Below are 22594 nucleotides of genomic sequence, written 5' to 3' on the forward strand. Positions count from 1 at the left end.
TTTTTTCTCCTGTGTTTTGGTTTTCTGCGCTTCGCTAACATCCTCCCGGCGAGGGGGGCCGGTTGCCCCCCGGCCTTCCCCGGCCCCCCTGCCGGGGAGGATGTTGCCCCACCGGGGCAAATAACCGGCTGTCGCCCTGGGCGCGGCCCTGGCGCGACACTTGCCAGCCAGCAGCGGGAGGAGCCACTAGACAGGTTCCGCAATAAGGAAATTGGAGGGGCCGCAACCGTAGGGCAGCGGAGGAACCGATTTCCGACATTGCGGGTTCTGGCGGCTCCTGTGAGCGGAGGGATGAAAAGCAAGGGGCGTGACAGGGACGCGGACAGGATCAGCGACTTGACCGGCATCAGGATTCCAAAGGCCACCGGCCTTTGGGCTACAGCCGGGGAGAAGCCCGGCGCGGGATCAATCCGAAGGGGATTGTTGCGCTCTGAAAGAGCGCGAAAGGGCCAGCGAGTCTAGCCCGAAGGGTTGGAACCGTGTTCCAAGGCTCCCGCCACGGCCAGGGTTTGCCCTGGGCTGGCGCTAGGAGTCCTCAGCGCGGTCCGTTGCTTCAACGGAGGCCCCTAAATTCAAGGACTCAATGGGCCGAACTACATATCTTCCAAGCGATTCAACGGATTCAAAAAATTCTATGAGAAAGGCTTTTTCGCCCATCGTCCACGCCCGTCCGATTTCGATATTTTCCAACGTGTCCGGGTTAATTTTCAAAACTTGCAAATCAGACGGACTGTCAACATCGGGGAGCAACATTCTTTTACCGCTCACTAAAGCTCTAGCGATCGAGTTTTCAACCCCTGCAATCTGATCTTCCCCCAGGCGAATAAGCTCGTCGGGTTCCATCAACAGACGTCGAGCCAACACAGAACGATTTTTTTCCGTAAACCGGCGCTGCCCAGACATGAGCATGCTCCAATGAGATTGGGAGATACCGGCACTTTTATACAATCGGGCCGCAAAGCCCCGATCACTCTCAAGATTTATGATATATTTCAGCCCTTCTCTGAAGGCTTCGCTTAAGCTCATAGGTGTTATTCACGTAATTTAAGGTTGCAAATATAAAGCGCGACTGGTATGGAATCACAACTTGTGATGAATCACAAATTGTGATTGATGCACAACGCAATGTAACAGCAATACGCCAAAAAATGAAGAGGGGAATGGCGTATAGCATATGGGATTAAAGCATTTCAAAATTAAATTCAAACCATTAGGAGGAGGATAAATTGACAAGCGTCGTCGTCCATTTGCCGCCTGAGTTGCACGCCAAACAACTCCGCGAAAACGTGCAAAAAGGACTTCACTGGTTGGCGATCGGAGAAACGCCAAAACTCCCTGCGCCTGCCTCAAAGCCTAAACCGGTTCGGATCGCGCTTTCCGATGAAAGCGCAACAATTCTAGCAGAATTGACCAACAAAAAAGAGTGCAGCAAGCGAGAGATATTCCGCAACGCTCTTTGCCTTGTCAAAGAGCGCTCATACTGCATCCCTGACTGCAACTAACTTCATAAAGGGGTACGCATGAAGTCCAAAAATATTAGCCTTATGATCACAATAATTCTCTGCGCAATTTCTTTGGCCAGTGTAGCCGTAGGCGCAGACAACCCGTTTGACCACTTCGAAGATAAAGGCAGCGACTTCATCGACCAGCTGCTAACACATGCAATCCCCATTTTGGCAACGCTGGTCTTAATTGGAGCGGCGATAGGATTCATGGCGGGGAAAGTGCGCGTAGAAATGTTTGCGCGAATATTCATTTCTTGTCTGATCGCATCAGGTGCGAATGAAATTGTGGTCTGGATGTTTGAATAATGATCTCGAAAGATTCGATCATATATTCAGTTTTGTGGAAGCCGAGAATGTCTTTTCGGCTTCCACAAAGCTACGTATTAATTTCTATGGTAATAAGTGCGCCTTTTCTTATGATTTTACCACTTCTTTACAAGTGGATACCTCTCCTTACGTTCTTCCTGATCGGCAAAATCAAAACTGCCCAGGACCCGTATTTTTTCGACATCTGGCTTAACAAACGTCTGAATCAACCTCAAACGAACCAACACAAAAAGATATGGGACGGGAATGCGTATTATCCCTAGCTTCCGAGAAATACGATCTGCCTTATGGCCGTCTGCCGCTTGGGAAAACCCTCGGGATGTATCTCGGGTGGAGGGTCGCTGTTCCTTGTATAAACTCGGGAAACGTCCTGGTTTGACCATCACCAACGAAGGCAAACATGCCTACGTAATCGAATTTTACGGAAAGGATTATTCCGGCCTGTCTCAAGAGCATATGCTTGGATTATTCCAAGGCCGCAAAAGTTTTTGGGACAACATCCCCACGGGACTTCTTGCCTTTTCTCACAGCCACCACATAAAGCAGGAAATTTCCCTGCCGGAAGAATCCTTTTCCCATCCTGTTGCAACGGAAATTGCAAGACGACATTATCAGAACTTCAAAGAGACTTACCGAACGAAGCACTACTTGTTGCTGACAAACAGCAACAAAGCCACGTTCATGGACGAGTTGCTGGAGAAAGGGAAAAAAACGTTTAACAAAAAATCTACAGTTCAAAGCGAAGAAGACCTTTTTCACTTCGTTGAAAAAACACTTACAGCCCTGGGGCCGGAATACGGAGCCAAGCTCTTATTAGGTGATGAACTAACTAGCTATTGGAGTTGGCTTTTGTCGGGCTATCCTGTTTATCAAATGGCCCCCCCGAATGGAGACTTGACCGGAATTTTAGGACGATCAGCACTCTTGTTTGGTCGGAATGCAGATTACCAAATTTACAAAACAAACCATGGAGACCTGTATTCCGCATGGTTTAGGGTCATGATTCCGGCCAAACTCTCTAATGAAGATGTTCTAAATGCATTATTCCAAGTCCCAGAAACATTTTCTTTGCTGCAAACATTGTCCCGCATGGAAAAGTATGTAGCAAAAAACAAAGTAGATTCTGCCAAACGGCATAATGTAAGTTTTCGGAAAGATGCAGATGAATACCAGCTGGAATTGGAAAGCCTAGCTCAACGGCTAACATCGGATCAGGTTCAACAATTCACCCATCGTTTGAGCTTAGAAGTTTTTGGATCGTCCCAGGACGACTTAAATCGAGCCATACGAAATATTCTGACCGCTCTAGAAAATTACGGCTACTCCATGGCCCGGGATATAACCAACATCGAAGGCCAATTTTGGGGCATGAAATTTCCGGGAATGGAAAATCAAAATCCTGTAATGACCCCTGGCTTGACCAGCGAAAACGCAGCCCATTTCATCAGTTTTGCTAGCGTTGGAGAAGGCCATAATTCTTGTTCTTTCGGTCCTTCGCCTGTGGCTCATATGCGAACTATCAGCGGCACCGAATTTTCATTCATATTTCAGGAAAACCCCGACTACCTGACCAACGGAAATACGTTGTGCATCGGCGGGACAGGATCAGGTAAAACAACCTTAGTTCAATTCCTGGGCACAATGCTTCGTCGTTTTCCAAACTGGCGCACATACGCATTTGACAGACTTAACGGCATGGAAGTTTGGACTCACTGCTTGGATGGTCAATATTTAACCTCAGAAGACATTCAATCCATTCACTGCGCCCCCTTTATGCAGCCTTTACGACTGAATCAGAGTAACCGTGATTTCGTGGAAAATATGGCTTCCATGCTCATCGGTGGAGATATCACCGATGAAATGAAGGTAGGCATAGGTCAAACCATCCAAGAAATGCTTACCATTGACCGCAAAGATCGAACCCTAGACGAATTTTATACGGCCCTGAAAGGCTTCGATCAAGACGCTGCCAGAAAAATGAAAAGGTGGACATCCCAAGGTGACAAAGCTGCATATTTTTCTGGCTCCAAAAATAGCATCAATGCGCTGCAAAAACATTTGACCTTTGACATGACAGGGCTTTTGGACAGCCCCGATGTTTTGGGTCCGTATGTGTATAATTTTGTGCATGAAATCATGACCAAAGCGGACGGGAAATCTCCCTACGGAATCATTATAGACGAGCTCCCGAATTATCTTGAAAACTCCACATTTGCCGCAGAAATCGAAAGGTTTCTCCAAGAAATTCGCAAAACACACGGGATTTTAATTGCAATGTGTCAAAGCGCGGACACCGTTTTACGGCACAAATCTGCAAACAAATTTTTGTCAAACATAGCCACATATATTCTGTTCCCTGAACCTCACGCGGAATGGGAAGACTACAAACGCATAGGACTGAACGAAACGGAATTTGATTGGATCAAAGGCGAAGACCCGCTAGGCCGCAAAGTTTTGGTAAAACGTCATAACGGGGAATCCGTTTTTTTAGATGTGGACTTGTCAGGACTCGGCCCATATCTCCGCTGCTTTGATTCGGCAAGGGAAACAGTTCGGACAGTACGCCAACTTAGGAATGTGCATAATGAAAACTGGCTTCGTCATTATTTGTTTGCTTAGTGCGCTTTGGCCGACTTCATCCCCTGGGGGAATGGCCGTTTCTGATGCAGTTACACATACTCTTGCGTCAAAATTAATCGGAGTTGAAGCCGAATCCAAAGCGAACATCATTAAACAACTTCAAGAGGCTTACAAGGCGAATGAGTGGCTGACTAAATCGTATGAAGCCATAACAGGCACGTACAACCGTGCCCAAGGATTTGTTGATCAAGTAAATGAAGTTCGTGGGTTTTTGGGAGATACGAAAAGCACAATTTTGGGGCGCTACTCTGAAATAGAAGATTTATATGACGATTACAGTGATGGAGATGTTGAAATTGAAGACGTTTTAGACGTTTTGGATGTATCATTTAAAGACCCTCGTACAACTCCTCCTGATGAATGGCACAAACTTTTAGATCGTCAATACGAAATACGTCAAAAAACAATCCGGCAAACCATCAAACGAGGCCAGGACATTTTACAATCAATGCCGGAACGGATGCAAAAAATTGTGGAACTGGCCAATCAAATAGACAACACGGCGAACACTAAAGATTCGTCAGACCTTACGAATAGAATTTTGATTGAAATGCTCACAGTTTTGAATGAACAACTGGCACTTTCAATGGAGTACCATCAAATGATGGCCACCTTAAATTATCAAGGAGTTACGGAAGAAAGCATGAAGACAAGAAAAGCAGCAAGAGAACTCATTACAAAAAAACAGGACGTAGTTCAAAAAGAAATAAATTTTGTCAAAAATTTAGGTGTGGACGATCTTACAGACATTGAAGCAGTTTTAGACGCAACTTATACAGGGAAATAAAATGAAATATACGATTTTTCTTTTGGCTCTTTTTCTTCCTGTTCTCGCTTATGCTGAAAAAGATTCAAACTCCACGGCACTAAAGCAGGAAATCATACAACATGAAACTGATTTCATAAAAAAACATGGCGTTACAGACGTAATGGACATTGATGCAATTTTAGACGCAACATATAAATCAAAGACACAACAAGAGAGTAAGGAAGAAAAAGAAAATGAGTGAAGCAGGAATAGCCGGAAGCATCTTCACACAGCTTATCGGCTTAAACAATATTTACTTAAATTCCATATACTCCACTTTGATGGATTATTTTTGCACCCCTTTACGGATAGGGATGCTTATATACACTCTTTACATTGCATATTCTCTTTCTACTAAAGGATGGGAAGCAATGAAAAGCTTAACAGCAACATACCTCTATTTTCTGTTCTTATACAGTGCATTTCTCGAATTTAGTTTTTTCTATGAAAATATCGTTGATGTTACAATCAAAACCACGATGAACCTGTCCTCTTTCTTTATCTCCGCTGGTGAAGCAAAAGAATATACAAATGTACATGAAGTTTTTAACAAACTTGATGATACAGCAATGAACTTTTTTCAAGCAATCCAAAAAATTGCGCCAGATGAAACTTTCATCACAAATGCGGGGAAATACTTTACTTACGCGATTGCCGCTATCCCTCTGTTTGCCCTTTTTATAGGCATGTATACAGCTTTTTTTGTTATCTTTTCCATAGCTATCTTTTCCATGTATGTCTTTTTTGTCTATGGTGGTCCCGTCTTTTTTCTTGCCGCTTTTCCACAAACCAGAAGCATACTGAAAACTTGGTTTCGTGGACTGTTAAATTATGCACTTCTAGTAATAACCGCTTCAATCATTATGGGAATCACCGCGTCAAATCTTGTAGACGCGATTGCACAATTCCAAAAACAGGCCACTTCTGGTGAATCTATTTTCAACTTGGCCTATCTCAAAATTTTAATCTGGTGTGGCTTTTCGTTGGCAACAATTTTAAAAAGCCCAGATTTTGCCGCACATATGACCGGCTCAATGGCGGGATCAACAACGGGGATAGCTGGAGCTCTCTCGGCCACATCGGGCGCTGTGGGAGGAGGTCTTTTGACGATGGGACACAAAGGAACGCAAAAATCTTTGGGCATTTTGGGTAAAGCCGGGGAGTGGGCGCATAACAAGGCATGGGGAAATGCAACAGATGCGTTGGAAAATATGCGTGGTGCACGAAAATAAAAAAAGGAGCTAAAATGATTCGCTTTAAATTCTTTATGATAGCTTTGATAGCAATTTTTGGACTGTCTGCTTGTGGTGGCCCGAAAGGAGTACGTGACAACCCATCCAAACTGAATCCAAGCCCCTGCGCCGGTTGCTTTTCTCACGGTGAAAAAATCAAACTCGGAATAGAAGAACATGATTCTTAAGATTATTCCTTGGGTTCTGACTTTCTTATTGGTGCTGGTGCTGTTTCTTGTTCTTGCCAGCCGCAAACGTCAGAACGAAATCGAACAGGATTCGGCGTACCCCACGCCTTTGGCTATCCTGTCGAACAACAATGATACGTTGCGCGTCTTATTGTTGTTCACCCTGGTGGTGATCGCCGCCCTTGCGGCGGCGCTCATCACCGCCTGGGCCACTCACGACAAAGAGTTTGTTTTTGTGGAGACTATAAAGAATGGAGATAGACGTTTCGTAAGAATCGAAAAGGCGGGCAGGACCATTTCTGCAAATAAGAATTTAATCCTGGCAATTCTTCAAGACTACGTGGAAGACCTGGAAACTATAGACGGGGTATCGGAAGAGTTGCGCTTTAGACGGATCAAAGCTCTGTCTTCTAAAAAATTGTACGTAGCTCATGAAAAACGTATTTTGCCCAATTTCATTGAATACAAAGCTAAAGGGCAAAAACGATCAATCAAAATCGTCAATGCTTCAATCTTACAAATGAACGAATCCACCGGTGTTGTCGAAATTGAATTTGAAATGACCGAAGCCAAGGATGACACAAACATCACAAAAACTGTCGGGGCTCAATCAATTTTAAAATACACATTCAAACCGCAAGAAGTCCCTGAATCCAAAAAGTATTTGAATCCTATCGGAATTTTCGTGACAGCCTATCAAATGGATCGGAGAACAAAATGAAAAAGTTCATCGTAATTTTGTGCCTAATTGCCGTTGCAGCATGTCCGGCATGGGCCAAAAAAAGGGACGCATTCGGACAGGCCGAGAGTGGAGAAAGCGCGATTACAAATCGACCAATGATGGAAAATATCAACTTACAAGCCGTTCAAAAAGCGTTTGATGATTCTAATTCTACGGCAAACATTAAGGAATATTCGCATTACTACAAAAACACGTACAAAATTCGCCTTCGTCAATATATGACCACAACGATCATTTTGCCGCAAAACGAGAATGTGGAAGCCCTTGTTCTTGGGGATGAAATGAATTTTTCGGTCAAGGCTCTTAGGTTTCGCCCAAAGACCCCCGCCAACAAATTAGAGATTTTTGGCAAACGGGCAGGGGCTGATACAAATCTAACTGTCATGGGTGAATCAGGGAATATTTATTCCTTCTATCTGCGCATAGATGATCCCACTTCGCCCTATTTGCCTGATCTGATTGTTTATTTGAAAGATAATCGGATAAAATTTTTTCGTTCACGGCTCTTGGCCAACAATTCCCAATCGGATTCGGATTTAGACTTTCGTCCCAAAGACCAGGACGAGAAGGCCCCTGATTATTTAGTTGAGACTTCCCCGGTCCCTCCTTCGGAGTGGAATTTTGATTATCAAATAGATGCACATGGCCATGGGTTCGCGCCGAGGCAAATTTTTGATGATGGGAAATGGACATACTTCCGTTTTGGGGCAAACGGCAACATGGACACCGTTAAAACGTTGCCCATAATTTATGCCGTTCGGGACGGAGTAGATGTACCAATCAACCAACAGCGAAAAGGGGAGTTTGTAGTTGTAAAAACCACCAGCAATTCTTGGACCCTTTGGGCTGGCGATAAATATATTTGTGCGCGACAAGGCAAATAAATGACTAATGCACCTACCGAAATTCCTAAGTTGCGTCCTGCGTCATTTGGACGAGAGTTTAAAATCTGGGCAATCATAGCAACCGTTATTTTGGGCGGCTCTTTAGGCGGCGCTTGGGCTTATCGAGAATATTACAAACCTTCTCAACAGATTGAAGATGCCGCCTTTATTCAAGATGGAACCATTGATCCTATTTTCAACGGCAGCTTTCTGCCGGAAGAAAAACCAAAGGAAATTAAGCTACCTCCGATTCCTGAAATCAAAACCCCTGCTCCAATTTTGCCACCCAAAAAAGAAATTCCGCCGCCAAGTGCGGACGATCTTTTTGCGTTGGTTAAACCTGATCGTTCTATAGCTCAAAAACGCGCTGCAATTAATGCAGCGCGGCAAGGCAAAGTTTCTGTTCGTGCAAGTCACGATCTTTACGGCACAGAAGAAAAAACAGATTACGTCATGACTCAAAGAGATTTTCCCGACGAAGGGAAAACCATTACATCCTATCCAGTCAACTTGGAACGTGTATTGACTGCTGACATGTTTATTCCGGCTCTTTTAGTCAATGAAATTAAGAGTGATTTGGCCGGAAAGGTTATCGCACGTGTTGAAAGAGATATTTACAGCACTCACGGACGTAATATTCTGATCCCTGCGGGAACTTCTGCCGTAGGATATTATGAACCTCTTACCAAAGTAGGCGAGAGCCGAGTCAAAATAATCTGGGTACGGATGATCACACCGGACGGAATCAATATTCATACCGCAAACGCGGAATTAGCTGATGCAATGGGACGCTCTGGGATAACTGGTGATGTAGATAACCATTACCTTGAAAAATACGGTTTACCGCTGCTTATGTCCACATTGCAAATGATTGCGGCACATACGTTCCCAGTTAAAGACCAGACGAGTGCGGCTGCGATTGAAACTTACGGTACATCTGTTTCGAATATGGGCGCAAAAATTTTAGATGAACATATGAAAATCAATCCATCTGTGACCATTTCCAGAGGATCACGGATTCAAATTTCAATCATGAAAGATATCTGGTTTCCTGAACCTTTTAAACGAACGGTTCGAGCTAAAGCCGTTATGGAGGATTCCTAATGTTTAAAAAATTTACAATCCCCCTGCTTATCTCCCTGTTACTGGTTCTTCCGGCGATCGCTGATGATTTTGAAAAGGAACAGCAACAAATTGAAGTTGAAATTACCAAACCTTTCGAAGCTGGCAAAGACAAAGACACAGCCGCACGATTTGTTGATTTGAAAAATCAGGCTGTCGAATTTGGATTGGATACAATGGAGTTATACGGCAGCGTGTCCATGAATCCAGAAGAACTTGCGGATGGAACTCACGAAGTCAGCGTTCGCTGGACACACGTAAAAGATATGTCCGGCACAAATGTGCGTAAAGCTCTTTCCACTCCACTGCGTACCAAAATCTACACGGACGAGCCTATCAATGTAGGTGAAAAATATACAGCTGTTGGTAACTTGGATCAGTTGGCGAAAAATTTGTCCAAACTCAAACAAGCAGTTGAAGAAAAAGAAGAAGAAATATCCGAAACCACGCGAGAATCCACGACAGCTGTAACCGGTTTGACCCCTTCCACCGGCAGCTACGGCAATAATTCCACAGGTTCAACTACAGAAATTCCAACGTATTCTACGGACGTTCAAATTACGAGTTATGAAGATTGCGACCCCTTCATAAATGAGGGGGCAATGCAAGTTGAAAAACAGCGCAAAACCATTGTCACCGGCGAAACGTCTGGAACAATCTATTCTCAATCTCAATGCGAGACTTTTGGAGTTTTGGCGCCGATTAAAATCAAGCAAGGAGATTGTGGTTATCAATGGTTGTACGACGAAAATGCCACCATTGAAATGGTTCAGTGGTACTATGTTGACCCGTCAAGCGGTGATGAAATCAACGTAGGTGAATGCAGGGAAGGAGAAAATAAATACCCTATCGAAAAATTTTGTGATGATTGTGAAGATTATTACGACGAACCTAACGCAGTTGTTTTTCCGCAGTGCCGCCAGGGGGCTTACATCGGCGGGACCAAAATCTACGCAACGGATTGTCAGCCGCAATCAAACGTATCGTATCCTGTGCTGACCGAATATGCCCGAGGAGACGAAGATCAGATTTTGAGAGAAGACGACTATACAAACAACATATCCTATCCGCTCCTGGACAAATACTATGAGCACCCGACCAAAGGGAAGACATATGTAGCCCGATCCGTCAAATCCACCACGGAAAGCTGGCCTCACAAACACGACACATCGGAATGCGGTTGGGTCATGGATGATGATAAATTGCAAGCGCAGCAAATGAGCAACACGTATATCGACACCCCCGAAGGTATGGTTGAATTGCAGGAGTGCGCGGCACGAACGGCTCCGGTTCCGTATGCGTACATAGGTCTGGAAGAACGCAAGACTATTTTCAACGCAGTATATGACGATGACGATAAACCTGTAATGGATGATGACGGCACCCCCGTCGATCAAACGTATACCGTTCCTGATGGAGTTACTCAGCTGTATGTTGATGTTGTTGCTGGTGGTCATATTGGAGATGTCACATACATTCCCAGAACCTCCGAGGATAAATGGCCAAAAATTATTGCTGACACCGGGGGATTCGCTGGCCAAATAATTAAAGACTATCCTGTCATAACCGCAGGAGGAACAATAATTCCATTACAAGTCGGCTTGGGTACAACCACCAAAAATCGTACTGTATCTATGATGCTAGGCAGCGCTGTAATTCATGTTTTGGACAGAAGAGCGGACTCGTCATGGTTTAACTCTTCCGAAAATAAAATTTTAGCGACCCCTATTTATGACGGTCAATACAAAGGAGGATCGCCTCAAGGAGTCGGACAAAATGGTTTTGAATTTGAAAATGATCCAGGCAAACCGCGTATTGAAGCTGAAAGCAACAAACATCTTGCCAGCGGTTGTGGCTATGGCGCTGGTGGAGGTGGAGGCCCTCAGGCTACAAATGGACTAGATGGGATCATTGTCGTGAAATATAAAGTGATGGACTACATGCGCCCGGATGGAACGCATTACTTTGTCCCGTATGGTGGAAATTAGAAATGATAAGCGCATCACTCCGAAGTTCTTTGTCTATCCTTGAAAAATATCTCAAGAAAGACAACGTAATGGACGTATGCATTCAGCGTGAAGGGGAAGTTGTACTTCAAACTCTAAACGGTGATCCTGCGTCCATCACGATCAAGGACAAAAAAATTAAATTTTCGGAGTTGGAGAAAATGGCCCGACAGCTGGCAACAGCCAAGGGCCAACAATTCAACGATGAATATCCCTCTTTAGCTACAACACTTCCAGAAGAGTACGGGGGATACCGAATACAGTGCGTAGGTTCTGCTATTTGTGAATCTGGTTTCTCCGTTACGATTCGCATTGCTAAAGCAAAGCATTTTCCGCTGACCTCTTACTTCTCCGATCGACAATGCACTTTTTTGGCCGAAGCAATGCGGAGAAAAAAAACAATTTTGATTTTAGGTAATACAGGTTCAGGTAAAACAACACTCATGAATAGTCTGTCGAGGGAAATTCCTGCCGATTGGCGAATCATCACAATTCAAGATACCTCTGAAATTGATTTACCGCATTACAATACGGTGAGTTTGCTGCTGAGTAAAACCGGTTCAGATCACGCAAAAATTTCGTATGAACAAGCGATTGACATGAGCAACCGCATGCGCCCAGATATTACACTCCTGGGCGAAATCGATAGTCGAAACGGATTTGCTTTTCTTAACATGGTTACATCTGGCCATGGCGGGATGTCCACAATTCACGCCACATATGCAACGCCTGAAAACGCAATTAAACGGCTGGCCATATGTGGAGCAAATAAAGATCATTCATATGAGGATTGTAAAAGATTGGCGCGGGAAGCGATTGATGTTTTGATCACTACCAACAAGAAAAAAAATGGTACGTTTGAAGCTAAAATTTACAACATGGAAGGCGAGGGATGCAAAGAAATCCTCAACTAGCATTCGTTGTAGATATAATTATTGGTGCTGCCTGTTATTTTGGTATTATGTTGTCTGTGCATTTGATTACAGGAGCGCCACTGCATCCTAAAACCCCACTCGATGCAATCAAATTTTACAAACTAACATTTCCAAAAAGTTTGTTGATATGGTGGATCGGAATTGCTTTCACCGGAGGCATAGCCGCGTTATTCAATCCGTTTCGAGGTTTCGACAAAATTCATGGAACAGCTAGATATGCAAAAGAAAAAGATATCAAAAAAATGGGGCTTCGAAATGATTCCGGCGTTATTCTTGGACTAAAATCCGGTAAATGGCTTCGCTCTCTGGAAGCTCGAGATACTCGCTCCGTGACAGTTGTTGCACCGCCCAGAACTGGCAAAACAGCCGGAATCATTATTCCTAGCATTTTAACAACAACTTCTAGTTTTATTGCTCTCGATATCAAAGGGGAAATTTATGACCTTACCCATTTTTGGCGTTCTCAATTTTCCGAGGTGATCCGATTTGCCCCGGCAGAAAACGGGTCTATGAAATGGAATCCGCTCTCAAGCAAAGAATTGCCGACATCGTGGACAGACATTGAAGTACATATAAGCCGTATATGTGAAACGCTGTTTCCGTTGCCCGAAAAAAGTACACATTGGATGGAAGCGGCCCGCCGTATTTTTCGTTTTTGGGCGCTCTACCTCATAAACATGAATGGGGAAACCTCATGTGCGGAAATCCTCAAAAATGTTCTTACAGGCGATTCTCAAGGGGCTGTGGAGGCCGCCCTACTGGACGACAATCTTCCCGAAAGGATTCGACTTGAAGGAAATATGATCATTGATATGGGAGACAGGGAATACAAAGATGTATTTTCCACGTTTAACACGCAAATGGATATTTTTCTTGATCCTCGTGTCGCGGAAAACACCAGTGATTCCGATTTTAGCCTCTCTGATCTTCGCAAGAAAAGAATATCTGTTTACCTAGTCGTCAGCGATGAAGATTCCCCACGGCTTAAAAAATTGCTGACTGTTTTTTTGGAATACGCTGCAAATGTATATTTTCGTAAGCAGCCTGACGACGATGAATTAACGGTCATGATTTACTTAGACGAATTTAAACGACTTGGTAAAATCGATAAAGTAAAAGAAATTCCTGCGCTCGGCGCAGGATATCGTTTAGGGGTTGTTTTTGTCGTTCAGACCGTTGCACAGTTAAACGATGTCTACGGTGAGGACGGAGCAAAAATATTTTTTGGAACGACGAGTTATCACGTCTATTTCACGCAGACGGAAGAGTCTTCCGCTGAAAAAATATCAAAAACGATTGGACATAAAACAGTTAGAACCCGAAGCGTTAGCGGGAAATTACTTGAAGTGCGCAATAAAACCGAAGGGGAGACAGGCATACCTTTGATTCGGGCAAATGATATTATGTCCATGAGCAAACGCGAAGTGCTTATTCTGGCTCAAAACAACTTCAAACGGCCTATCAAAGCAAAATCAGCACTTTGGTTCAAAGATCAAAATTTACGAAAAGCCGTTGAGTGGAGGCCACAGGAGGCCACCGAATGATTGCCAGATTTTTCATTGTGTTGGCTTTGCTTTTTTTCCCTGGAAATTTAGTTGCGGCTGATACGTTCGGTTTTTGGGAATCTGGTCAAAAATACGGCGTAAATCCAGGGCTTCTTGAAGCTATTTCAGCAATCGAATCTAACCATAATCAACAGGCGATCAATCAAAATATTTCAAAAGAAAAAAATAAATTGATGTCTACGGATTACACCCACATGCAGATAAATGATCTATGGTGGAAAAAAAAAGTAGACGAGATAGATTCTCGACTTTGGGCAGCCATGCTCCATTGTCCTAAAACAGCGACAGAAGTCGGTGCGTGGATCGTGTCACAGTATATTGCGAGATATGGCAACACATGGCATGCCGTAGCCGCATACAATACAGGTCGCAGCATCAATTTAGACGATTGTTTGTCAGTTTATGATTCATACAGAAAAAGACATGAATATACGACAAAACAACTGGCGAAAGCACAACAACGAGTTGAACGGGGCAGAGCCTACGCCCGCAAAATTTTTCTCTATATGCGTAATCGTGGATACATCCAAACAGCCACGCCAATTCCTGACCTTTTGAAGATTTCAAAAAAAACCACTTTGGCAAAAGCCCTACCAATGAGAAAAACCATTAACACGGCACAGTACCGCCGCCCAGGAACATGGAGGCTTATCAATGATTGATGAAGTTTTGCGAAACTATCAACTCTCCAACATACCTAATGGCCTTTGGGAAGGCATCCTTGATTGTAAACGCCAAATCGGAAATCTTGGCCTATATTGTTGCTTCACTGCACAAAATCCTCCGGATTTGAAAGGCCAAAAGTTTCGACTGCTGGCAAAAGCATCCAAAGGGTTTAGGCCCCACCCGGCAGCGCCAGACATGCGAGATGAACAGGCCGTGCATTTTCGTTTGGTCACCAAACAGAGTAAAAAACACATAATCGGTGAATGGCTGGATGCTGAAATCATCGAATAGAGTAACACGAATACAAAGGCCGGCACGTCCTGGCCAGCTGGCCAGGTGAAAATTCAGAATCAATAAAAAGAGCCACTTAGCTAAGTGGCTCTTTTTTGAGCGTAACACGAATTTTCTAAATCACCGGGTCCGACCTCGCAAACGCTCTCGGATTTTTTTCATGCCGGTATGCTTTTGGCGCATAGTACGCAAAATGGTCTTCTTTTCTTCTGTTTTAAGCGGCAAATTTGGCAACTGCTTTTTAAGAAAAACATCGACACGCTTCATGATTTTCAGACCTTCCTTATCGAGTACGCTACGTCTTTTCTCTCGATCATCTTTTTCATGAGGTTGAAAATCTTGCCGTGTCTGCCCTTCTTTTGTCTTTTCGACACGCTTTGTCCAATTATCCATTTTTTCATTCAAATCATTTACAGTCGCTTTCGTTTCAAGATCCATTTTAGCCCCCTTTTGCAAAGTTTGTGATATCTCTGAAAGTAGTTTTTTCGCCTTCTCACGCCTCTGGGGGGGCAAAACCGTATCAGAGTCCAACTTCTTAATTTGAGTGTCTATAGACTTGCCCCACGCATCCCTTACGCGCAATGCGTCAAAGTGAGGCTCTTTACGCTTACGATTTAACTTCCGCTGAAATTGTCTATGCTCTTGCTCTACATTGGCTATAAGCGCTCTGGTTTCCGCATATACATCCTGCTTAGTCTGCCGGTTGGACGGTCTGTATTTCTCCTTCCCCTTGCGTGGCGCTCTGGTGGCCGCGTGTTCCAGACCGCGTTTAGTCAACTCCTTGGCAAAAGTTTGACGGACCTTATGTAAATCCTTTGGATCAAGAGCGAGCTTTCGACCGTTATCACGGTTTTTTGCCAAAACAACCAAGTGAGCATGAGGATATTTACCGTCTTGATGTATTCCTATGGCATAATCAAAACCTTTATCTCCAAAATGCTCGATTGCTACTCGTCTGGCTGCTCTTAGCACTTTATCAACATTCGTTTCTTGATTCTCGGCTTTAGCCGAAAGTGCAATATGAGCTGCATGACGTGGCGCACGTTTCCCCTTCTGTTTCCGCTCCATGACAACGGACCATTTTTCAGCCAATTTTTCTATTTCATAAGCCCCCTCGTAGATTGCCCCGGTACTATCTTCCAGAAAATAGCGTTCTCCTTGTTTGGCTTTGATGTGCTTGGCTTGCTGCTTATGTTCATGTCGTTTTGCTACGGTTTTCAAACGGCAAGATTTCAGATTTTCTGCACCCTCAAAAATTTCAGATTTAAGTCTATCCGCATTCTTTTGATATCCGAGAATTAAAGCCTTGCGTTTGTCGTCAGGTATTTTTGGAAAATTCCCGAACTGTTTGGAAAGACGAACGGTTTTTTTAGATATTATATCTGTTCGCCTGTCATGTTCGGAAAAAGCATCCGACATTTGTTTTTGAACGGATACATCTATGCCATACTCGTCACCCATATTCTTTATGTGAGCCTTGGCAAAACTCAGGTTCCGCCTCCGCTTTAATTCAAAATCTGAGTAGATTTCTTTACGGATTGTAAAATCAGACTTTCCAATCGATTCTAAAAAGTCCCGTCGCTCGGCAGCTAGCTTTTCGATATTTTCAAAATAGGTTTTCTGTGTCTCAACGATTTCTCGTAAAAATTTGGCCTCACGTTCCTCTGCATCATCAAAAAAATCCCGCTGCTCTACTTTCTCAGCAACTTCGGCTTCCATTTCCTCTATGGCCGGTTCTTCCTCCAAGGAAGTTACCCTTCCAATATATTGAAGCATACGTTTGACCGATCCGGGGCTATGGGCCCAACTTTTGACGGCCACAATCGCCTGGGGAGAATTTTTCTTCGATCGGGCATGCCCACCACTGCCGCCCCTCAGCTGTGGCCGCAAACTGCCACTTTTCGATTTTCGTGAGCGGGGGACTTCATCTTTATCCCTAACGTAATTCATCTTCGAGCCTCCAGAATGAATTGGCCAAAACTGCAAACTGCTTTTGGAGATCGTTCAAGACTTCCTGAATTTGGGACGAACTTAACGGATGATCCGCATTCAATTTGTATGCAGTTTGGTTCAAATTAATTCCGACATTTCGTAAATCTTTACGCCACGCTTTCAATTCTTCGAATAACTCCCTGTTCAGTTGAGGCTTGTCAGAATTGAGATAAGCAAAGACAGCCTCTCTCAAAAAAGGGGAACGCTTCGGAATTTGCATCTCTGCGAGGTAAGAATCAATCAACTCGTCTTCCTCTGGGGTAATCCTGAAAGTCACTATTCTTGTTTTTTCCATATCAACTCTTGTTCTTCGTAAGGGGTGAAGATGCGGCAGCATCGAGGGGGGACCCCCCTTAATTCGGCGGCTGCCGAACGGGACAAGCGCAGCTTGCAGGACCTTTGTAATACAAAGTCCGTATCCCGCCAAGAGGAAATAAAAAAGCAAACAGGCTAAAAGCCTGTTAATTGAATTATTTCCGCTCGGCGTGATCTCAATTTATTGAGATTACAACGAGTTACATTCATTAACGAGGAAGAAAAGAAAGCTCTGTGCTGTAACCTTTTGAAATGAAATGAAAAAAGGTTCATAGCCGAAATTTCTTTCTGTCTTCCGAAGAAAAAACACAATGAATAGGAATAACATCCTCAATTAATTGAGGATTTTTTCATTTATGAATTGTGTTTCGCCCTCCTTTGGTTTGCCCCTCCCCTTCTCCGAGAATAAACTCTAATTAAATTAGATACTTGTCGGGCCAAACTCAAGGCTCCTATCTTTTTGTACCCCACCCCTTCGGGGCGTGTACTCCTCTTTTTTGGGACCGTACTCCACCCCTTCGGGGCGTGTACTCCTCTTTTTTGAAACCGTACTCCCAGAAATTGAAGGTGTACTCCTCTTAAAAAAAAAACCTAGGCTACGGCATGGCCGGTTTAGATCGTCTTCACGATTTTGCACCGGTCTAACAAGTTCGTGCCAACGGTTCGTGCCTTCCGTTGGCACTAGAACTTGCCGCCCGCAAAATCCCGCCGACGACGAAACCGGATGCCTGTGCCTTAAAACCTCGGCCAGGGGGTGGGGCCTGAACAAGAGTGAAGGCCCCACCCCCCAGCCGGGGTTACGGCTGGGGGGGAGAATGTCAATTTTAAGGAGGCACCCGCATGAAAAGGGAAGCAGTGAATACAGAAGACTTTCAGAGTGAGCGGAAAGGATTCATTAACAGGATTAAGAAGACAAAAACCCCAACCCCGTCAGACGCATCGAAGTTTGCCGAACTTCGTAAGGCTCTGCATAAGGCGCACCTGATCGCCGCATCGTCCTGAACATCTTTTCAATCAATTCCCTACCATCCCGGTTCCCCACGCCTCTGCGGCGTGGGGAACCGGGCTCGGAAGAGGTAGAGGCCGCTAGGATTCCAAAGGTCAACGGCCTTTGGGCACAGAAAAGGCGCGAAAGCCCTAAAATGCTTTTCCCTGTCTTAAATCCTTATTGCACCATTCATATATTTTGTGTATTGTACAATACATTTATTTGAAATGTGCAATACAAATTTATGTATTGTGCAATACATAAATAAGGAGCCAAGGACATGGCCGAATTGCCGCCCACTTCGGAAACATATAGCGAATTGCAAGACGCTTACGATTTCTTCAACGCACGGCTTTTTGACAACCGTCTTCCCTCATGTCTGATCACGTTGCAGCGCAACAAAAACACTCTGGGCTATTTCTCCGCATCAAGATTTGCAAAGCGCAAAAGCGGAGAAAAAACGGATGAAATCGCCATGAATCCGGCTTATTTTTCGATCCGTACGATCAAGGCCAGTTTGTCTACCCTCGTTCATGAAATGGTGCATCTGTATCAGCAACATTTCGGAAATCCAGGACGTGGCCGGTATCATAATCGTGAATGGGGATACATGATGCAGGAGCGCGGCCTGATGCCTTCCGACACCGGGGAGGAAGGGGGAAGGCGGTGCGGAGATCGTATGTCACATTACGTTATTGAAGGAGGTCCGTTTGACAGTGCATGCAACGAACTCTTGAGCAAAGAGTTTACGCTGTCTTGGGTGGACCGATTTCCGCCTTATGTTCCTCGGCCCACAAGGCCGATTAATCCCCTGGACGATGAAGACGAGCTTGAAGGAGAAGAGGACGAGCCGACCACCGGACCCGATCTAAACGATGATCTTGACGGACTTGATATAGAAAATCCACCGGAGCCGGTAAATAAATCAAACCGGGTCAAATATCGTTGTTCGAAATGTGGTGCTCAAGTCTGGGGAAAACCTAATTTAAAAATAGGTTGCCTTGATTGTAATGCACAATTTCGAGTTGTATAAAACTAAGCCCCTTCCACTTGGAAGGGGCTTTATTCTATTTGGTTTGCCCTATTATGCGTATGTGCTGTACCGTTTCGGAGTCCCATCCCACTTGCGCCCCGCCCCGCATTGAAATTTTACGCTGCTTTCACCATTCCACAATTCGGCCTTGTGGCGTGTGGTTTCCGAGTCCGTGAAACAATCTTTTTTGGCAATAACTTTGCCGGTCATGCTCAAGGGACCATCTGAAATTTTTTCTCCCTGAATGGGCCGCAACGTGACAAAGCATCTGGTGGCCTTGACGACCTGATAAAAATCGATGTTTGTTTGCTCATACCCCCACGAATTATAAACAATATCCCCCTTTTCCAAGGTATGCTTTTTTTCGTCCGGTGCCGGGGCCGCCGCAGTGTTGGGCGTGACCAGCTGCGCCAACTCAACGGCCAGATAATCCAAATTGACAGCGGAAACAATATGATCATTTCCCCACAAGGCATAGCAATCGTGATACCGATAGTCTTTGCCCATCAAAAAATCAGTTCCAGGGATTTTTTCGAGACAACTGCCGTCAATCTTGGGGGCCACTTCTTCCAACACCGGCAGCCACTTTTTTTTGAATTCATTTTTCACGGCTTCCGACAAACGAACGTTTACGAATGTATTTCCTCCACGCAAAATGCATTGCGTGTATTCGTCGCGGCGAATTACCTCAAACTGTTCACCGAACTGCTTAACGGCCTCGATGTGAACCGAAGAATCACGCACGGTGAAAGTAATGCTCGAACCATCCCGTTTCACGCTGACTTGACGGGCGTTGTATCCAAGTGCCGACTTCAATTCTTTTCTGATCTGCTTGGTATCCATGTTTTTTTTCTCCTGTGTTTTGGTTTTCTGCGCTTCGCTAACATCCTCCCGGCGAGGGGGGCCGGTTGCCCCCCGGCCTTCCCCGGCCCCCCTGCCGGGGAGGATGTTGCCCCACCGGGGCAAATAACCGGCTGTCGCCCTGGGCGCGGCCCTGGCGCGACACTTGCCAGCCCGCAGCGGGAGGAGCCACTAGACAGGTTCCGCAATAAGGAAATTGGAGGGGCCGCAACCGTAGGGCAGCGGAGGAACCGATTTCCGACATTGCGGGTTCTGGCGGCTCCTGTGAGCGGAGGGATGAAAAGCAAGGGGCGTGACAGGGACGCGGACAGGATCAGCGACTTGACCGGCATCAGGATTCCAAAGGCCACCGGCCTTTGGGCTACAGCCGGGGAGAAGCCCGGCGCGGGATCAATCCGAAGGGGATTGTTGCGCTCTGAAAGAGCGCGAAAGGGCCAGCGAATCTAGCCCGAAGGGTTGGAACCGTGTTCCAAGGCTCCCGCCACGGCCAGGGCTTGCCCTGGGCTGGCGCTAGGAGTCCTCAGCGCGGTCCGTTGTTTCAACGGAGGCCCACAAAAAAGCCCCGGCACTTGCCGAGGCTTCGTTTCACTTGTGTTTGTGTTCTCGTCGCCATTCCCAAGGTGCCGTGGGGTGGTCATTTTTCCATACTCCCAAGTGGTGTTTTCTAGCCGATTTTTCGCGTTGTTTTGCCACGTTGCAAAACCCTTTGTCGCTGCAAAAATCACTGAAAACCCACGCTTGGCCATACGTGACCAGATCGAGATTCAAAATCCGGCAATTACAACCATTGCGCACCTGGGCAACAATCCTGCCGTACTGGTCCCGATCAACGGGATAAACATTGACGGTTGCGGCATTTTGCGCAATCCATTTTTTTGTAAAATCAGCAGCTTCCGCGCCCCCAGGCTGTCCAGATTCGGGGCAGTCGATGCCGTACAGCCTGACGCGGATCGCGTCTTTGCCTTTGCTAACGGTGATTGTGTCGCCGTCATGCACGTAGGAAACCTTCCCTTGCCATTGGTCTGGCAATTTCCCGGCAGCATCCGCAGCATGCGGCGCGGAGACTGTTCCAAACATGATGCCCAACGACAACATAAACGTTTTAAAAAGCTCAAACGATTCCATTTTTTTGTTTCCTCCATTGTGGTTGATGGTTAATCTCATTGGTATTGTTTGCGTAAAATTTTACGCTAAGTGTTGATTTTGTATGGTCATGCATATGACCGGGTTTATCGTTCTATTCCTCTTTCTCTCTGACGCGGGCCACCATTTTTTTTTCTAAAACAAGTTCATCGAGCTTGCTGCACAAATGCATATACATAATAGATACAACAAACATGCACACGCCCAGAGCAAACAGGACTAGAGGAGCTGCTGTCTGTGTAACAAGCAGCATTTTTATGCCTTGGACAAGAAAGACAAGGCCGACGATTGCGCCGAAGATTCCGTTCAAGAATTTCATTTTTTCCCTTCTGGTGTGAAATTGTTTTATTCCCAGGGCGGTGTATTTTCTTTTGCCTCAAAGTCTTTAACCTCTTCCTGATTGGCGGGAACCACATGCCACCAGCCGGAAGTTCTGCTTTCACCAAGCAGGTTGTTGCACTTTGGGCAAAAGATGGGTTCGCTGTCTTTCCCTCCTGGGCCTCCGAACCCATGTTCTTCGATCTTGAGTACGGTTTTGCATTTTGAGCAGCGTTCAAAATTTTCTGACATTTCTTCTCCTTCCAGTTACACGGTTTTCAAAATTCGTATTCTCTTTCCGCACGATCAGGAATAAATACTATACTCCCACGGTGCGAAAAATGCGTTTTGCGCTGGAACATTTAGCTAAAATTATTCGGGCGATGTTCCAGTGGATTTGCAATCTCTTGATTTAGCGGTTGTTTTTTCTATTCTCCCTGTCCGAAGTTTACATATACCTCAAAAGGGGCGCTCCGGGGCCGGGGCCATAGCACACTTGGGCGGCTTCGGCTAGGTCGTGGCCGTTCTTTCAAAGACCTTCGCCATTCCCTCAACCGCCTTTATGGCCGCTTTGACCGCAGCCCGGCGCGTCTTGTAAAACCGCTGTGCGCCGCCGTGGGCCGTAGGCACAAAGGCAACCCACGGCTTGACGTAATCACCGGACTTTTCAGACACGCGGGCGGCTCCATCGTTGATAATCCATACGCGGAACTTGCCTCGGCGGGCGGTCTGAATGGTCTTCACTTGGATGGTGGTCATGGGGCTATATCTCCTCGGGGGTGTGATCCTTATTCATCTTCTATCCCTTCTATTGAGATTCCCACCAAAAAATTGATTTATTCCAAACCCAATATCCCTGAATTTCTCCATCTCCAACCAACGCCACATGCCCGGCTTCGCTCTTTGTCTGCTCCGCGTATTCCTTTGCAATTTTTTCAGACTGTTTTTTTGCAGTGCCGAACACGGATATTCTCCCGTCCATCATCTGAGTACGAAACCCTTTGTCTGAATCAATCTCGACTGAAAAAATCAT

Annotated in this window: 26 protein-coding genes; 17 read left to right on the forward strand and 9 right to left on the reverse strand. The window is 45.3% G+C overall.

Going from position 1 to position 22594, the window contains the following annotated elements:
- Positions 1 to 525: 525 nt before the first annotated feature.
- Positions 526 to 903, reverse strand: a complete 378-nt coding sequence (locus F8A88_RS15325) for a hypothetical protein (protein WP_151152062.1) — start codon at positions 901 to 903, stop codon at positions 526 to 528.
- 323 nt (positions 904 to 1226) lie between these two features.
- Here F8A88_RS15325 and F8A88_RS15330 point away from each other — a divergent pair, with 323 nt between their 5' ends.
- From F8A88_RS15330 to F8A88_RS15400, 16 genes are all read left to right on the forward strand, one after another.
- The gene (locus F8A88_RS15330; RefSeq protein WP_151152063.1) at positions 1227 to 1502 is read left to right on the forward strand and encodes a ribbon-helix-helix domain-containing protein; all 276 of its coding nucleotides are present in this window, start codon (positions 1227 to 1229) and stop codon (positions 1500 to 1502) included.
- Between the two features lie 18 nt (positions 1503 to 1520).
- Positions 1521 to 1811 carry a TrbC/VirB2 family protein gene (locus tag F8A88_RS15335; RefSeq protein ID WP_241667501.1) on the forward strand — a complete coding sequence of 97 codons (291 nt, stop codon included), beginning with the start codon at positions 1521 to 1523 and terminating at the stop codon, positions 1809 to 1811.
- Positions 1811 to 2095 carry a VirB3 family type IV secretion system protein gene (locus F8A88_RS16125; RefSeq protein WP_151152064.1) on the forward strand — a complete coding sequence of 95 codons (285 nt, stop codon included), beginning with the start codon at positions 1811 to 1813 and terminating at the stop codon, positions 2093 to 2095. Before F8A88_RS15335 ends, F8A88_RS16125 begins: the two co-directional genes overlap by 1 nt.
- Positions 2096 to 2207: 112 nt before the next feature.
- Positions 2208 to 4451 carry a VirB4 family type IV secretion/conjugal transfer ATPase gene (locus F8A88_RS15345; protein WP_161598447.1) on the forward strand — a complete coding sequence of 748 codons (2244 nt, stop codon included), beginning with the start codon at positions 2208 to 2210 and terminating at the stop codon, positions 4449 to 4451.
- The gene (locus F8A88_RS15350) at positions 4417 to 5259 is read left to right on the forward strand and encodes a type IV secretion system protein (protein WP_161598448.1); all 843 of its coding nucleotides are present in this window, start codon (positions 4417 to 4419) and stop codon (positions 5257 to 5259) included. Before F8A88_RS15345 ends, F8A88_RS15350 begins: the two co-directional genes overlap by 35 nt.
- 1 nt (position 5260) lies before the next feature.
- Positions 5261 to 5482, forward strand: coding sequence for a hypothetical protein (locus F8A88_RS15355; protein ID WP_151152067.1), 222 nt, complete (start codon positions 5261 to 5263; stop codon positions 5480 to 5482).
- Positions 5475 to 6512 (forward strand): type IV secretion system protein, encoded by a 1038-nt coding sequence (locus tag F8A88_RS15360; RefSeq protein ID WP_151152068.1) that lies wholly within the window; start codon positions 5475 to 5477, stop codon positions 6510 to 6512. The genes F8A88_RS15355 and F8A88_RS15360 overlap by 8 nt, the downstream gene beginning before the upstream one ends.
- A 14-nt stretch (positions 6513 to 6526) precedes the next feature.
- Complete coding sequence (locus F8A88_RS15810; RefSeq protein WP_161598449.1) at positions 6527 to 6700, forward strand: hypothetical protein; 174 nt, start codon at positions 6527 to 6529, stop codon at positions 6698 to 6700.
- Positions 6690 to 7421 carry a VirB8 family type IV secretion system protein gene (locus F8A88_RS15365; protein WP_151152069.1) on the forward strand — a complete coding sequence of 244 codons (732 nt, stop codon included), beginning with the start codon at positions 6690 to 6692 and terminating at the stop codon, positions 7419 to 7421. The genes F8A88_RS15810 and F8A88_RS15365 overlap by 11 nt, the downstream gene beginning before the upstream one ends.
- On the forward strand, positions 7418 to 8326 hold the full coding sequence (locus F8A88_RS15370) for a TrbG/VirB9 family P-type conjugative transfer protein (RefSeq protein ID WP_151152070.1): 909 nt from the start codon (positions 7418 to 7420) through the stop codon (positions 8324 to 8326). Before F8A88_RS15365 ends, F8A88_RS15370 begins: the two co-directional genes overlap by 4 nt.
- Positions 8327 to 9430, forward strand: coding sequence for a TraB/TrbI/VirB10 family type IV secretion system protein (locus F8A88_RS15375; RefSeq protein WP_151152071.1), 1104 nt, complete (start codon positions 8327 to 8329; stop codon positions 9428 to 9430).
- Positions 9430 to 11436, forward strand: a complete 2007-nt coding sequence (locus F8A88_RS15380; RefSeq protein ID WP_151152072.1) for a hypothetical protein — start codon at positions 9430 to 9432, stop codon at positions 11434 to 11436. Before F8A88_RS15375 ends, F8A88_RS15380 begins: the two co-directional genes overlap by 1 nt.
- A gap of 2 nt (positions 11437 to 11438) precedes the next feature.
- Positions 11439 to 12368, forward strand: a complete 930-nt coding sequence (locus tag F8A88_RS15385) for an ATPase, T2SS/T4P/T4SS family (protein ID WP_151152073.1) — start codon at positions 11439 to 11441, stop codon at positions 12366 to 12368.
- Entirely contained in the window at positions 12347 to 13933 is a 1587-nt protein-coding gene (locus F8A88_RS15390; protein WP_151152074.1) for a type IV secretory system conjugative DNA transfer family protein, read from the forward strand. Before F8A88_RS15385 ends, F8A88_RS15390 begins: the two co-directional genes overlap by 22 nt.
- Entirely contained in the window at positions 13930 to 14616 is a 687-nt protein-coding gene (locus F8A88_RS15395) for a lytic transglycosylase domain-containing protein (RefSeq protein WP_151152075.1), read from the forward strand. The genes F8A88_RS15390 and F8A88_RS15395 overlap by 4 nt, the downstream gene beginning before the upstream one ends.
- The gene (locus tag F8A88_RS15400) at positions 14609 to 14911 is read left to right on the forward strand and encodes a hypothetical protein (protein WP_151152076.1); all 303 of its coding nucleotides are present in this window, start codon (positions 14609 to 14611) and stop codon (positions 14909 to 14911) included. The genes F8A88_RS15395 and F8A88_RS15400 overlap by 8 nt, the downstream gene beginning before the upstream one ends.
- A 120-nt stretch (positions 14912 to 15031) precedes the next feature.
- On the opposite strand, the gene F8A88_RS15405 is transcribed toward F8A88_RS15400, so the two are convergent.
- Both F8A88_RS15405 and F8A88_RS15410 read right to left on the reverse strand, forming a co-directional pair.
- Entirely contained in the window at positions 15032 to 16861 is a 1830-nt protein-coding gene (locus F8A88_RS15405; RefSeq protein WP_151152077.1) for a relaxase/mobilization nuclease domain-containing protein, read from the reverse strand.
- Positions 16848 to 17198, reverse strand: a complete 351-nt coding sequence (locus F8A88_RS15410; RefSeq protein ID WP_151152078.1) for a hypothetical protein — start codon at positions 17196 to 17198, stop codon at positions 16848 to 16850. The genes F8A88_RS15405 and F8A88_RS15410 overlap by 14 nt, the downstream gene beginning before the upstream one ends.
- Before the next feature lie 1288 nt (positions 17199 to 18486).
- On the opposite strand from F8A88_RS15410, the gene F8A88_RS15415 reads away from it, so the two are divergent.
- Positions 18487 to 19239 carry a SprT-like domain-containing protein gene (locus F8A88_RS15415; protein WP_151152079.1) on the forward strand — a complete coding sequence of 251 codons (753 nt, stop codon included), beginning with the start codon at positions 18487 to 18489 and terminating at the stop codon, positions 19237 to 19239.
- Positions 19240 to 19290: 51 nt separating this feature from the next.
- Here the strand turns inward: F8A88_RS15415 and F8A88_RS15420 are convergent, their stop codons facing one another.
- The 6 genes from F8A88_RS15420 to F8A88_RS15445 form a co-directional block, all read right to left on the reverse strand.
- On the reverse strand, positions 19291 to 20082 hold the full coding sequence (locus F8A88_RS15420) for a hypothetical protein (RefSeq protein ID WP_151152080.1): 792 nt from the start codon (positions 20080 to 20082) through the stop codon (positions 19291 to 19293).
- 603 nt (positions 20083 to 20685) lie between these two features.
- On the reverse strand, positions 20686 to 21264 hold the full coding sequence (locus F8A88_RS15425) for a thermonuclease family protein (protein WP_151152081.1): 579 nt from the start codon (positions 21262 to 21264) through the stop codon (positions 20686 to 20688).
- A 73-nt stretch (positions 21265 to 21337) separates the two neighbouring features.
- Positions 21338 to 21562: a hypothetical protein gene (locus F8A88_RS15430; RefSeq protein WP_151152082.1), complete on the reverse strand. Its 225-nt coding sequence runs from the start codon at positions 21560 to 21562 to the stop codon at positions 21338 to 21340.
- Positions 21563 to 21588: 26 nt separating this feature from the next.
- Positions 21589 to 21813, reverse strand: a complete 225-nt coding sequence (locus tag F8A88_RS15435) for a hypothetical protein (RefSeq protein ID WP_151152083.1) — start codon at positions 21811 to 21813, stop codon at positions 21589 to 21591.
- A gap of 258 nt (positions 21814 to 22071) precedes the next feature.
- Complete coding sequence (locus F8A88_RS15440) at positions 22072 to 22320, reverse strand: hypothetical protein (protein ID WP_151152084.1); 249 nt, start codon at positions 22318 to 22320, stop codon at positions 22072 to 22074.
- Positions 22321 to 22369: 49 nt separating this feature from the next.
- Entirely contained in the window at positions 22370 to 22594 is a 225-nt protein-coding gene (locus tag F8A88_RS15445) for a hypothetical protein (RefSeq protein ID WP_151152085.1), read from the reverse strand.

The organism is Pseudodesulfovibrio senegalensis (assembly GCF_008830225.1).
In the GTDB taxonomy this organism is placed as follows: Bacteria; Desulfobacterota; Desulfovibrionia; order Desulfovibrionales; family Desulfovibrionaceae; genus Pseudodesulfovibrio; species Pseudodesulfovibrio senegalensis.